The sequence below is a fragment of the Moorena sp. SIO4E2 genome (genome assembly GCF_010671945.1).
GTDB classification, from domain to species: domain Bacteria; phylum Cyanobacteriota; class Cyanobacteriia; order Cyanobacteriales; family Coleofasciculaceae; genus Moorena; species Moorena producens.
The window spans coordinates 1-11,729 of the sequence record NZ_JAAHIE010000207.1 but is presented as its reverse complement, the minus strand read 5'-3'; the positions used below and the strand labels follow the sequence as shown (position 1 = coordinate 11,729).

Annotated in this window: 13 protein-coding genes; 7 read left to right on the top strand and 6 right to left on the bottom strand. The window is 44.6% G+C overall.

Annotated elements, in window-relative coordinates; all coding sequences use genetic code 11:
- Positions 1-102 precede the first annotated feature (102 nt).
- Positions 103-243, bottom strand: a complete 141-nt coding sequence (locus F6K37_RS20435; RefSeq protein WP_287251761.1) for a hypothetical protein — start codon at positions 241-243, stop codon at positions 103-105.
- Between the two features lie 638 nt (positions 244-881).
- On the opposite strand from F6K37_RS20435, the gene F6K37_RS20430 reads away from it, so the two are divergent.
- The 3 genes from F6K37_RS20430 to F6K37_RS20420 all read left to right on the top strand — a co-directional run bounded on the left by F6K37_RS20430 (position 882) and on the right by F6K37_RS20420 (position 2,230).
- Positions 882-1,049 carry a hypothetical protein gene (locus F6K37_RS20430; protein WP_154659652.1) on the top strand — a complete coding sequence of 56 codons (168 nt, stop codon included), beginning with the start codon at positions 882-884 and terminating at the stop codon, positions 1,047-1,049.
- Positions 1,050-1,448: 399 nt separating this feature from the next.
- Positions 1,449-1,871 carry a helix-turn-helix domain-containing protein gene (locus tag F6K37_RS20425; RefSeq protein ID WP_287251759.1) on the top strand — a complete coding sequence of 141 codons (423 nt, stop codon included), beginning with the start codon at positions 1,449-1,451 and terminating at the stop codon, positions 1,869-1,871.
- Between the two features lie 173 nt (positions 1,872-2,044).
- Positions 2,045-2,230 (top strand): hypothetical protein, encoded by a 186-nt coding sequence (locus tag F6K37_RS20420; RefSeq protein WP_287251758.1) that lies wholly within the window; start codon positions 2,045-2,047, stop codon positions 2,228-2,230.
- Here F6K37_RS20420 and ftsY read toward each other — a convergent pair.
- The 3 genes from ftsY to F6K37_RS20405 form a co-directional block, all read right to left on the bottom strand.
- A complete protein-coding gene (gene ftsY / locus F6K37_RS20415) occupies positions 2,180-4,099 on the bottom strand; it encodes a signal recognition particle-docking protein FtsY (RefSeq protein WP_008178517.1) in 1,920 nt (639 codons plus the stop codon). The two genes, F6K37_RS20420 and ftsY, sit on opposite strands and share 51 nt — an antisense overlap.
- A 231-nt stretch (positions 4,100-4,330) precedes the next feature.
- On the bottom strand, positions 4,331-4,960 hold the full coding sequence (gene nusB / locus F6K37_RS20410) for a transcription antitermination factor NusB (RefSeq protein ID WP_008178519.1): 630 nt from the start codon (positions 4,958-4,960) through the stop codon (positions 4,331-4,333).
- A gap of 40 nt (positions 4,961-5,000) precedes the next feature.
- Complete coding sequence (locus tag F6K37_RS20405) at positions 5,001-5,729, bottom strand: DUF502 domain-containing protein (protein ID WP_008178521.1); 729 nt, start codon at positions 5,727-5,729, stop codon at positions 5,001-5,003.
- A 102-nt stretch (positions 5,730-5,831) separates the two neighbouring features.
- On the opposite strand from F6K37_RS20405, the gene F6K37_RS20400 reads away from it, so the two are divergent.
- Entirely contained in the window at positions 5,832-5,972 is a 141-nt protein-coding gene (locus F6K37_RS20400) for a hypothetical protein (RefSeq protein WP_154659653.1), read from the top strand.
- An 812-nt stretch (positions 5,973-6,784) separates the two neighbouring features.
- Here F6K37_RS20400 and F6K37_RS20395 read toward each other — a convergent pair.
- Positions 6,785-7,684: a glycosyltransferase family 2 protein gene (locus F6K37_RS20395; protein ID WP_287251762.1), complete on the bottom strand. Its 900-nt coding sequence runs from the start codon at positions 7,682-7,684 to the stop codon at positions 6,785-6,787.
- A 52-nt stretch (positions 7,685-7,736) separates the two neighbouring features.
- A complete protein-coding gene (gene hpsJ-B / locus F6K37_RS20390; RefSeq protein ID WP_008178528.1) occupies positions 7,737-8,555 on the bottom strand; it encodes a hormogonium polysaccharide biosynthesis protein HpsJ in 819 nt (272 codons plus the stop codon).
- A gap of 427 nt (positions 8,556-8,982) precedes the next feature.
- On the opposite strand from hpsJ-B, the gene pgl reads away from it, so the two are divergent.
- From pgl to F6K37_RS20375, 3 genes are all read left to right on the top strand, one after another.
- Positions 8,983-9,705, top strand: a complete 723-nt coding sequence (gene pgl / locus F6K37_RS20385; RefSeq protein ID WP_287251755.1) for a 6-phosphogluconolactonase — start codon at positions 8,983-8,985, stop codon at positions 9,703-9,705.
- Positions 9,706-9,998: 293 nt separating this feature from the next.
- Positions 9,999-10,886 (top strand): double zinc ribbon and FHA domain-containing protein, encoded by an 888-nt coding sequence (locus F6K37_RS20380; RefSeq protein ID WP_008178531.1) that lies wholly within the window; start codon positions 9,999-10,001, stop codon positions 10,884-10,886.
- A gap of 272 nt (positions 10,887-11,158) precedes the next feature.
- Entirely contained in the window at positions 11,159-11,572 is a 414-nt protein-coding gene (locus tag F6K37_RS20375; protein ID WP_008178534.1) for a hypothetical protein, read from the top strand.
- Positions 11,573-11,729 lie beyond the last annotated feature (157 nt).

Below are 11,729 nucleotides of genomic sequence, written 5' to 3'. Positions count from 1 at the left end.
CATTGCGACTGATGTTTTCTAGTCTTCGTCTTTGTTCGATTGTCAGCAGCACTTTATCTCTACGACCTCTTCCCATTTTTTTGACCTCAAATAATCATCCTTCTATTCCACTATTTTAGCTGTGCCACGCCAGTAGGGTGCGTTAGGGGGGCGATCATTTTCTGCCTCGTAGCCAGGGTTATGTTGCTGCCCGTAACGCACCACCGTGTCAAACAGCAAAAACGAGATATACCCGTATAGCACAAGCCACAATCACACAATTATTGATTAAGTTACTGGCAAGCTGCATCTACAGCTTCGATTGATAAGGGGGAAGTTAGAGAAGTTAACAACCCGCCTTTTCAATCAAATCCGTAAATTTACCAGACTATAAACTTATAAAAATTAGTATTATCTGATTATCTAGTATGATGAGCTATCAGGGTTGTAATTGGGGTAACAACAACTTGTCTAGCCAAACCATAACAAATAGCTATATTTTTAAGATTATTTACTTTGAGTATAGTTTATTTGATAATACTATACCACAATCCGGAACAAGAGGAACCAACTAGAGACAATTTTAATCTAATCTTTTATTCTTTCATCAGAGGAAATAACCCCTTTCCAAATAGGTCATGAACACTAAGGCGGATTTCTGATCACATCAAAAAATCCCGGAGTCCTTTGCTAATATTCTCTTTCAGCTGTTTCTTGTTTCCGGTTAGAGCAATTCTCTGTTTACATCTCATTTGAAAACCCTAATGTCCCTGAAACAATCGATAAATTTTAAGACTTATGAATTGACAAAAAAGCAAAAATGTGCATAGGAGAGAATAGAAAAAGCGATCGCATTCCCTATGGTCGAGTAACAAAGGGTTCCAGGAAAGCGTTCCCGTAGCGTGACCTACGGTCAATCGCATTTCCATAACAAAGGCAACAGGGTAACCATTCAGCCGTCAGCCGTCAGCGGTCAGCGGTCAGCGGTCAGCGGTCAGCGGTCAGCTTTCCCTAACTCAGATAAAAAAATGCTTACCTGTTTTATTCAAAAGCTGATGACTGATAGCTGATAGCTGATAGCTGATAGCTTACGCAACAGGCAACAGGCCAGAGCTGATATTTCGATAATGCAATAGTTTTATAGAACCCTTTTATCCTAATCATCCTACAATCTCTACACATCCCATACATCCCACAGAATTAGAAATTGCGACAATGCAATAGTTTTAGATAACCCTTTTATCCTAATCATCCTACAATCTCTACACATCCCATACATCCCACATGATTAGAAATTGCGACAATGCAATAGTTTTTAGCACCCTCTTATCCTGTTTAACTTGCTAAACCCACTCATCCCATTCGTTTCTCTTTTAAATTGTGACAGTGCAATAGTTTTACTATATCCTTGCCTTTTCCGAAAAAGTGTGTTAAAGTAATAATATCGTTAAAGCAATGGTTTATTCCCCATGATGATTTCCACCGCACAAGCCGCTGAATTACTTGGTGTTTCCGCCACTCGCGTCCGTTACCTTCTGGGCAAAGGCAGAGTTAAAGGGGCTTATAAGGTGGGCAGAACTTGGGTGATTCCGTTGTTTGATGGTATGCCGGTGGTCACTCCTGGCACTCGCGGACCAAAACGGAACTGGTCAAAGCGCACAGAGTACACTAAGGCTGTGATCCACGTTAATCAGAAAGTCATTCGCCAAAATCTCAACACCGGAGAGCGTAATCCTGTGATTACGGTGAAGCGAGGCTCTAAAAATGTTTACGGTCATACGGTAGAGGTCAATGGCCCCTGTCGGGTGATGTATCGTCCAGATGATCCCCTCAAGTGTGGAGCACGGGTCTGGATTGAGACGATTTCTGATTTTGAAGTAATATCGGCTTGATGGGGAATTTGCGATAGCGTAGCGTGACCTTAGGCCAATCGCATTCAAATCGAATCAACCAGAAGCTGGCTTATCCTTGATGAGGGAGACTTTAGCGATCGCGTTTTTTAGCAATTATATTTTTTTGCTTCCATAATAAGTATGGACAACTTAGTCATTACATTACTAAACTGTTGTCCATTTATATTGGATATTATTCAGTGAGAAGCAAAACGAAGCAAAACCGTCAAACCCTATCCCTCTGCTCCCGACTCCCGACTCCCGACTCCCGACTCCCGACTCCCGACTCCCTTGCTGTCAAGACCAGCTTAGCCACTAAGCAAAGCTTCCACAAATTCATAACTAGAGAAAGGCCGTAAATCTTCAATCCCTTCCCCTGCACCAATAAAGCGAATCGGTAAACCCAGTTCCCGCACTACTGCTAAAGCGACACCACCTTTGGCACTTCCATCCAATTTTGTCAATACCACTCCACTCAGTTTTGCCGCCTCTGAGAAGACTTGTGCTTGACGTAAACCATTTTGACCCAAAGTAGCATCCAGCACTAGCAACGATTCAACTTTGGCATCTGGGGCTTTTTTAGCAACAATTCGCCGAATTTTCGCCAATTCCTCCATTAGATTTTTCTTATTTTGCAATCGTCCTGCTGTATCCACCAACAGTAATTCGGTATTTCTAGATTGGGCAGCACTAATACCATCAAACACAACAGCAGCTGGATCAGTATTCTTACCAGGATTAGCAATCACTTCAGTACCACTGCGCTCTCCCCAAATCTTAACTTGTTCCACTGCAGCAGCTCGAAAGGTATCTGCTGCTGCAATTAAACAACGGTAGCCTGACTTCTGACCTAAGTTAGCGAGTTTACCAATAGTAGTAGTTTTACCAGCACCATTGACTCCAGTCATCAGCCAGATATTCAAGGTATCGTTTTCTGGAGCAAAGATCCGACTGTAATTGTTACTGTAAGGTTGCTCTAGCAAATCTCTGATGATTTGTTTGAGATATGCGATCGCTTTTTCTGCTGGTAGAGACTCCTCCCGCAACTTAGCTTGTAGAGTATCAATAATATAGTCAGTGGCCTCAATTCCTACATCTGCTTGTAACAGCAGCGACTCAATCTCCATTACCGCGTCTTGATTCAACGGGCCTTGACCCACAATCGCCTTTATTTGGTTAATCAAGCTACGACGAGTTTTGCCCAATCCCTGACGCAGTTGCTTGAGCCAGCTAATTTCCTCGATCGAGATATCCTCAGGACTTCTTCCTTGAGATGCCAACACTTCTGCTGACCACAAGAACCCATCATCAAAGGCCAGACCCAGCATATCTTGATCTATCTCTGCTTCCCCTTCATCCTCTTCGATCACAGTTGCCACTTCGGGTTCCGGTTCAGGGGTCTCAATAGCTGTTTCCTTAAGACGTTCCAGCCGTGCTAGTCGGTTAGCACTTGCTCGACGCGCCCAGCTTGGGCCAGAAGCAGGCGTTTCTTCCTCTGTTGTCTCAGCTGATGGAGCTATATCAGTTGTCAAGCTATCTGACTCAGGGATTGGTTTATTCTCAACCAAGGTCATACCTATAGATGAGTCATGATTAGATTCTGAATCCGATGGTGTTGATACTACCTCCTCTACCATCTGATCAGAGGATTGCTCGGTTACTGGTTCCACCGTTTCAGCAGTATCTACCGAAGCTTCACTAACTGTAGACTCTTCTACTTGTGATTCTACTTGTGATTCTACTTGTGATTGTGCTTGTGATTGTGCTTGTGATTCTTCTTCAACAGCTATCTGACCTATCTCAGCGACTTCTGTAGTGTCAGTTTCCTCAGACACTTCCAATGTTTCAGCCGCTGGAGATTCAGTAGACGCTTCGGATGTTTCAGCCGCTAGAGATTCAGTCTCCTGAGATTCTTGAGGTTTTTCCGGTTTAGCCGTTGCTGCTGGCTGAGCCGTTGTATCATCTACTGGCTTACTTTCAGTAGTGTCTTCCTCTGGAGATTGATCTACTTGTTGCTTCTGAATATTTTTGTAGGCAGCTTTTGCCCAACTCAGGTAATCATCAGCTGCTGCTGAGGATGACTCTTCGACAGATTTAGAATCAGCTTGGTCTATTGGTTGTTGCTCTGTTGCCTTTTGTTCCGATTCTACTTGAGATGTATCAGAGTCCTTTTTCTCAGCAGACTCTGCGCTAGGATCAGACTTTCGGTGGAACCAATTAAAGACCATTACCCTTACTTGACTATGGCGTCAATTAACTATATATATTCAATATTTGATTTAGGTTTTGAGTGCTTAGCCCTAGGCTAATCCCTAACCTTTTCCCTTAATTTTATCGATATTTGACTTAATATTCTTAATTTTGTGATCTAGCCTGGCCTATTAGGCTAATTTTAGTCTATTCCCGATACTCCTCCTCTCTACTCCCTACTCCCTACTCCCTACTCCCTACTCCCTCCGCTATTGTGGTAGAGCTTGAGTTTTAATCAAGTCATTGGCACGACGCAAGACACCATTAATAAAACGGTGTCCCTCTTCATCACTGTAGCGTTTAGCCAGTTCCACTGCTTCATTAATTGCGACTCGGTCTGGGATACCTAAAAACGCAATTTCCGCCACAGCCATCCGCAGAATATCCCGGTCAATACGAGGTAAGCGCTTCAGTTGCCAATCTTTCAGGGATTGGTTCAACATCTGATCAATCTCAAGCTGTCTACGACTGACAGCTTTGATAATTTCTAGGGTATAGCTACGGACTTCAGCCGTATTAGACAACTGGACAATTTCGGGAATCTCTACCGCACTTCCCAAGTGATTGATCGCTTTCTCGGTTAACTCAATTGCATCCGTTACCATAGCTCTAGCACTACGTACATCAGTAGCGCGAGTTTCACTTTCGAGAATGCGATCGCTACCCCGTTTCAGTTCAGCCGCCGCCGTTTCTAAAGCCTCTTGAATTTCTCCAGTCAGGGTACGAACAGCCGCCAGCACCAGATTATTCAGTTGTTGTGTATCCAACCGCTCTGGTGAGTTGGGCATCTGAGAGATGCTCAAAAGAGCCAGTTCACGGGCCATTCTGCGAGGTTGCATTGTTTGTCCTTAGTTAATTTTGTCCTTTTACCCAAAAAGATTAGGTTTCTTCTGTTGGCAAAACCTGCTGTATCATCTCAGGCAAAGGTTCTTCCAATGGTTGCTTTTCAGGAGGCTGCTGTAGGTTAATTGGGATTGCAGGGCTATCTGGGCTAACAATTCCACCTGAGAGCAATACTTTAAAGGCATCTTCGATGGACATCGAAAGATTAATGACTTCCTCTTCAGGAACCATAGCATACCAGCCACTGGTGGGATTAGGAGTAGTAGGTATGAAAACGCTCAACATCGGACGATTCATGTGGGATTGGAGTTGTGCACTCACAACACCGGTGACGAACGCTATCGCCCAGACTCCTTGGCGAGGATACTCTACCAAAATCACCCGACTAAACTTAGTTTTAGAATCCTGTAAAAGGGTTTCCAAAATCTGTTTAAGGGTTTTGTATACTGAGCCAGCTAAGGGAATCGCTTGCAATATTTTCTCACCCAAATCTAGCAACCACCGTCCAACAATGTTGCGTGCCATCAAGCCAATCAGCATAATAAATAGTAGTGGGACTGTCAGTCCCACTGCTAAATTTAGCAGATTTACTAAGATAGGGTTGAGATTATCAAAAGGGTTAATTTGTTTGGGAATTCTAGTTAAAAAATTTATCACCCAGTTGGCGATTGTAATCGTCAGCCAGATTGTGGTAGCCAGGGGAATTACCACTAGAATCCCCGCAATTAGGTCATTTTTTAGATCCTGCTTCAAGCCCTCGAACACAGAGCACAGATTCTCCTTTTAATAACTGAATAAAATTTTTTACTAGCCACCTAAATCACAACTACTCTCCCAACTTGTTCTAGCCACTTTTTTTTGGAGTGGGTGAAAAAATGCCAAGGTGGCTATAGCCGTTATACACTAGTATACCTCAGTTTCCGTAGCGTGCGCCGTTCCCGTAGCGTGCGCCCATGGGCAATGGGCAATCTAATCAATTTACTCCCTTATGAGGAGGATACAGGATAAAGAATTCAGTTTTCATCATAATAATTCAGCGATGTTAGTGGCACTATACAGAATATTATTGGATTCTTTCGCCAATTTATCGGAAAAGTTCCTTGACAATCAATTAGTCTGAATCGAAGCTCCTGACTTTAGACTCCTCAATGGTCTGATAGTTGGTTAGATTGGGCATAGGCGCACGCTACGGGAACGAACTCAGTTATTCTACACCAATAGACACTGATTTTGCAGTAGGTGGAGTGGGAGGAAAGTTGGGTTGCTTTCACCCATGGGAAGCTATATCATCGGAAAAATCTACGCTGCGCCTATTAGCTTATCTCGATAGTTGGGTAAGTTTTAACGGTGGAATTACACCTGTTTTACCTTCCCGTTCTAGAGTTTGGAGTTGGCTTTAGCTACTCCAAATCTGGTTTCTAGATACTGCCACAAAACGGTAGCCCGTTCGGATCAATCTAGAATACCACTTCCAAAGTCTGGCGCTAGTTAATGGGTGACAATATGATGCCATTAGGGCGTTATACCCATGACTAGATTTTACCCAGCACTAGCTATAGGGTTATTACTGGCATGAACTAACATCAGACCAGCTTTTTCCCTTTGACCAGATCAATCGGTATTATTCTTTACATATTACCAGAGATAGATTAACAAAGATAGAGAATCGGAATTGACACTCACCGGTGATTAGACGCGGGGATTGCTGCTACCCAGTTTTACTATGAAATGTTTGATTTATCAGTTAGTTAGCCAATTCAGTTAGTTAGCCAATGGTATAGTAATCTCTTTGATTCTACCCTAATCTGACATCAAGACTACTAGGATGAGGATGAAGTGACCTGGGTAGCATCAGAGTCTTTTGAGCCTTGGGAAGTTGAGGACATGACACGGCTACTGGGAGGGTGCATGGGATGCTTGAGTTCCCAAAGTTTGACCAATATCAGATACTCATAAAATGCTTGTAAGGTACACCAGGTAAACCCGGCTTGACCATCCAGGAAGCCTCCCAGTAGGAAATACATGTATATAAAACGCAATACAGGTCGCCAGGGCAAGCGTAAGGACAAGTTTTTGAGGGCACGGCGTCTTTCTACTTCCGAACGCCCAAAAAATAGGTCTGCCCACTGAACAGTTCCTTGGTCCAACTGGCGCAAGGTTTCGAGGGCTTCGTCGCTAGAGTAGCGATTGTGTTTATCAATCCAGCGGGTAAATCCCTTACTGTTGGTGTAGTGAGGATATGTTTCTTTGATGAAACCAGTCGGTCCATCACATACTTCCCGTTCCGTATGACCATAATCATCAAACCAAACATTGTCCTTACGAAACAGCCGTAGTTGGTAACGGGGATACTGAGTAGAGTAGCGAATCCACCGATTCATGAACATGACCCGCTCAGCAACGTAATAAGCCACATGCTCCTGTCCTTGTATTGCTCCCTGGCATTCGGCAAATAACTCAGGGGTCATGCGTTCATCAGCTTCAAGGATATAGACCCATTCGTACTTGGTGGGGACTTCCTTGAGCATCCAGGTGCGCTGACGTCCGTGACTTTCAAAGGCGTGCTGCACAACTCGCACCGGATACTGACTAGCAATTTCTACAGTGCGATCGCTACTGATTGAATCTACGATCATCACATCGTCCGATAGTAGGGCTGACTCGATACAAGCAGCAATATCTAGTTCTTCGTTGTAGGTCAGGATATAGATCGAGAACATGTCTTGGGGATCATCATCAAAAATCTGGTCAGGGTTAAAAGTCTCTACCCTACTAAGCTTGTCCACGACGGGTTACTGGTGTACTTCCCAACCCGCGCAATCCGGTCCAGCCAATGGCAATATAGCCAATTGCTAGGAGTAAGCTACTCAGACCAGTTTTAATGCCCAGTTTGAAAGCTTCAGTGGTGGCTCGTTTCTCTAGTTGAAGTTTCTGACTACGGATTTGGTTAATATTCTGCTCTGCTTCTTGATTGAGTACGTCAGGGTTTTCCTTTATTGCCTGCAATTGTTGTCTAACTCTGTTAGCCTGAGCTTTGGCTTGCTCAAGCTGTTGTGCTGGAATCCTACCACTTTTAATGGCTGCATCTAAATCGGCGAGTCTCTTTTCTACCTGGGCTATACCTTGAGGACTTTTGAGAAGTTCAGTGACTTGCTGAGTGCGGTTTTCCAGTTGAACTTCGGCGGTCTTGGCTCTTTGGTTAATTTGTTCTAGAGCCTGGGAACTTTGCAAACGAAGGTTATTGAGATGTAGGGGTACCATTAGCAAAAAGACCAACCCTAGAAAACTAGAGAGACACAGCACCCAAAATCGGAGATCTTGAACCGAAGATTTTGGCTGTGTGGTAGCGGTAGCAGCACTTTGAGCAATCCAATATCCAGCAAATAAAAACCCAATGCCGACCATAGGGATAATGCCTCGGTCAACAACTTGGGTAGCAAAGTTCAACTGCCACTCTGGCTTTAACAGGCTAGCTCCCTGTGAGGGAATTGCCAAAATGATGTAATCCAAAAGAGAGGAAACGATCATTATCACCCCGACAACCTTAAGAGTCAGAGCAGTAAACGAGGAATAAACAGAATTAGTATTCATGGGCTATGAAGCGCGATTATTAGATTAACTTAATCATCGAATTTAGTACTTGAATGATTAATTCCTCCTCAAATTACTGGCTTACTAGTTTTTGGAGTAGTTTTTGGAGTACTCACTCAAGTGTAAAAATAGAATAGCACGAAGGCCAACCATGGCGCTTTGCCCATATTAACCTATGGCAATCAAGAATCCTAACTCCAACATCCTAGCTGGTGTTAAGTTTTAGAGGGGAAGTCCCGCGCTCTACATTTTAGGTGAGCGTCACCAGCCTTAGCCATTAACCATTAACCATTAACCATTAACCATTAACCACTAATCAAGGTGTTAGGATAATTCCTGGTATTCTTCCTTAATCAGGTAAAGCGATCGCACAATCGCTGATTAACGGTAGTCTTGTGGATGTAGTGTTCCTCGGCAGACAGGTTTTATGAACAAAGTGGTTGAAGTTGTACCGGATAAAGAAGCTTTGATTAGGCGAGCTGTTGATGTTGTCCTCAGTAAAATCGAAGGAGCAATCCAGGCTAACGGTCGCTGTACCATTGCCCTTGCTGGCGGTAGCACCCCCAAGCCTTTATACGAAGCGATCGCTACCTTTGACCTTGCCTGGAATAACATTCATGTGTTTTGGGGTGATGAACGCTATGTTAGTCCCGAGCACCCGGATAGTAATCAAAGGATGGCTCGTCTGGCCTGGTTAGACAAAGTCGATATACCAGAGGCTAACATTCACCCCATGCCCACCGATGGCTCTAGTCCCACTGCTGATGCCAATAAACATCAAGCTCAACTGTATGAGTTTTTTGGCATACCAGTAGGAGAGTTTCCTCACTTTGATGTAATTTTGTTAGGCATTGGTGATGATGGCCATACTGCCTCCCTATTCCCCCATACAGAGGCTCTGCAAGTAAAAGACCGACTAGTTACAGTTGGCAACAAAGATGGTCAACCACGAATCACCTTTACGTCGAGCTTGATTAACCATGCCAACTGCGTTATGTTTCTGGTTGCTGGTGCTGGCAAAAGAGCAGCCTTGGCTCAAATATTTGCCCCCGAAGCTGATCCACAAACCTATCCAGCTCGGTTGATCCAGCCCCAAGGAGAACTTTGGTGGCTTCTAGATGAATCAGCAGGTCAAGATTTGAAACATTGACAAGCGCGGAAGTGTCAAGTGTGAACGATGAAGTGCGAAACAGTAACTTCAATCAAGTCTATTACAAGTGGGGCAGGACGTGTTCCTGACAAGAAAACGCGCCATGATGGAATCCAGTTATTGATAGTTCTATCACTAATAGTACCTCGTTCGCGCAGAGTCTCCAAAGGAGAAAGGAGTTCTGGTAGCCTTAAGAGGTGCATTAAGCCTACACTTGCCCGATCGGGAAGTGTATGATCGTCACATTATCTGAAACTAGATAATAGCTGTTAAAAATAATAAATTAAAGTTCTATGATTGTTTGCCCTAACTGCAATCACCAAAATCCGGAAGGGGCTACCCAATGTGAAGCCTGCTACACTCCCTTACCTTCCACTACCAGCTGTCCTAACTGTGGTGCAACAGTTCAGACTGACGCAAGCTTCTGTGGTCAGTGTGGATTTCACTTGAATGTGGGTGCCAATATGGAGAAAGGGGAGAAATCAGGGTCAAACTCTACCCCAGAGATACCCGACTTGGTATCCCCAGACCCACTTATTGAACCTATACCCATGGCTATGAATACTCAAGTCCCCGATCCAGCATCCAATCCTATCAGTTCTGATGATGCTGAATCTACCACCCCTATGCCAGCTACGGTCGTTAATCCAGCCCTCAACTCAGAAGCATTTCAACCGCAGAATCCTGACTTAGAAACCCTGCCATTGCCGCTACCTACCGTTGGCAATTTAGGGTTTTCTCAGGAAGAATCTAGCCAAAACTCGCCATCACCGTCAATACCAGAAGCTGACTTAGAGAACCCGCCACCGCCCCCTGTACCCAATAGAGGTACTGCCCAAACTCAGTTGCAGGTAATCTCAGCTCAACTGCTGCATATGCAAACCAATACAACAATTGAGTTACCGCAGCATATATCGGTGATTCATCTGGGTAAGCCCAATGATAAAATTCCCCCGGATATTGATGTCTCTGGTTTTCCTGACTCAGACATTGTCTCTCGCATTCACGCCGATATCAGAGTTGAGGGGGATACCTACTATATAGAAGATGTAGGCAGCTCCAATGGCACTTATGTCAACCACACGTCTCTAGCACCAGGCAATCGGCATCGGCTAAGAACAGGCGATCGCATTAGCTTGGGGAAAGGTGATAAAGTGACATTTTTGTTCCAAAGTTCTTGAGTTTCCGGTGCTAGGTGGGTGTGACAGCTGGTTGTGCAAAATTGATCTCGGACAAAGCCCCGACCTAAAGCGCTAGCTAGGTCGGGGCAGTTTACTATCGGGGGAGTTTGGCACTGGTTCCGTTAAGCGGGTGGTTGAAAGTCTTGCTATATCTGAATTAGGAGGGATAATAGGTAAGATTTGACCTGTCGCGACTTAGAGGTGAGCAATGGAGTTATTATCCCAAAATTGTCCGTTGTGTGGTAGTCCACAAGTTAAACCCCACGACCGCTATGAGACCCAAAACGGCACACGAACCATCTACCATTGCTTTGAGTGCGATACGTACTGAGCGTGAGACCTTCGCCACCCCCATAGCAGGACTGCGCACCCCCTTAAGTCGCATTATCGAGATTCTCAAAGCCAGAAGCGAAGGGATGGGTCTCCGTGTGGTTCGTACCTTTAACGTTTCCTTGAAAACGGTGATTGATTGGGAAGAACGTTTGGGTGGGCTTAAACCTGTATTGATGCTGTACGCCTTGCTTGATCAGTTTCTGCAACTGGTAATCGTTGGGGATGAACTGTACACGTTGGTCAACAAAAACGTCCCACAAAAGCTGAGTGAGGGCTGGACGATCGTCGAGATGGATAGAGCCAGTCGGTTTTTGTGGGAATTACATTGTGGTCAAAAAGAGCAACAACTGTAAGAACCACGCCATCAAGGTGTTAGTTCAAGTTATAGCAGTCGCCAGGGCAGTTAGGACATCGACATTAGTCTCACACCCTTTGTAAGCGATGCAGAGGTGCGACCCGTGGCGAATTTAATTCGCCAAGGTCAAGCGCACCATTACGGTCTTGGGGGTT

Coding starts and splice junctions, on each gene's coding strand:
- F6K37_RS20425 (WP_287251759.1), top strand. CDS start 1,449: ATGATGATTTCCACCGCACAAGCCGCTGAATTACTTGGTGTTTCCGCC.
- ftsY (WP_008178517.1), bottom strand. CDS start 4,099: ATGGTCTTTAATTGGTTCCACCGAAAGTCTGATCCTAGCGCAGAGTCT.
- nusB (WP_008178519.1), bottom strand. CDS start 4,960: ATGCAACCTCGCAGAATGGCCCGTGAACTGGCTCTTTTGAGCATCTCT.
- F6K37_RS20395 (WP_287251762.1), bottom strand. CDS start 7,684: ATGTTCTCGATCTATATCCTGACCTACAACGAAGAACTAGATATTGCT.
- hpsJ-B (WP_008178528.1), bottom strand. CDS start 8,555: ATGAATACTAATTCTGTTTATTCCTCGTTTACTGCTCTGACTCTTAAG.
- pgl (WP_287251755.1), top strand. CDS start 8,983: ATGAACAAAGTGGTTGAAGTTGTACCGGATAAAGAAGCTTTGATTAGG.
- F6K37_RS20380 (WP_008178531.1), top strand. CDS start 9,999: ATGATTGTTTGCCCTAACTGCAATCACCAAAATCCGGAAGGGGCTACC.
- F6K37_RS20375 (WP_008178534.1), top strand. CDS start 11,159: ATGAGACCCAAAACGGCACACGAACCATCTACCATTGCTTTGAGTGCG.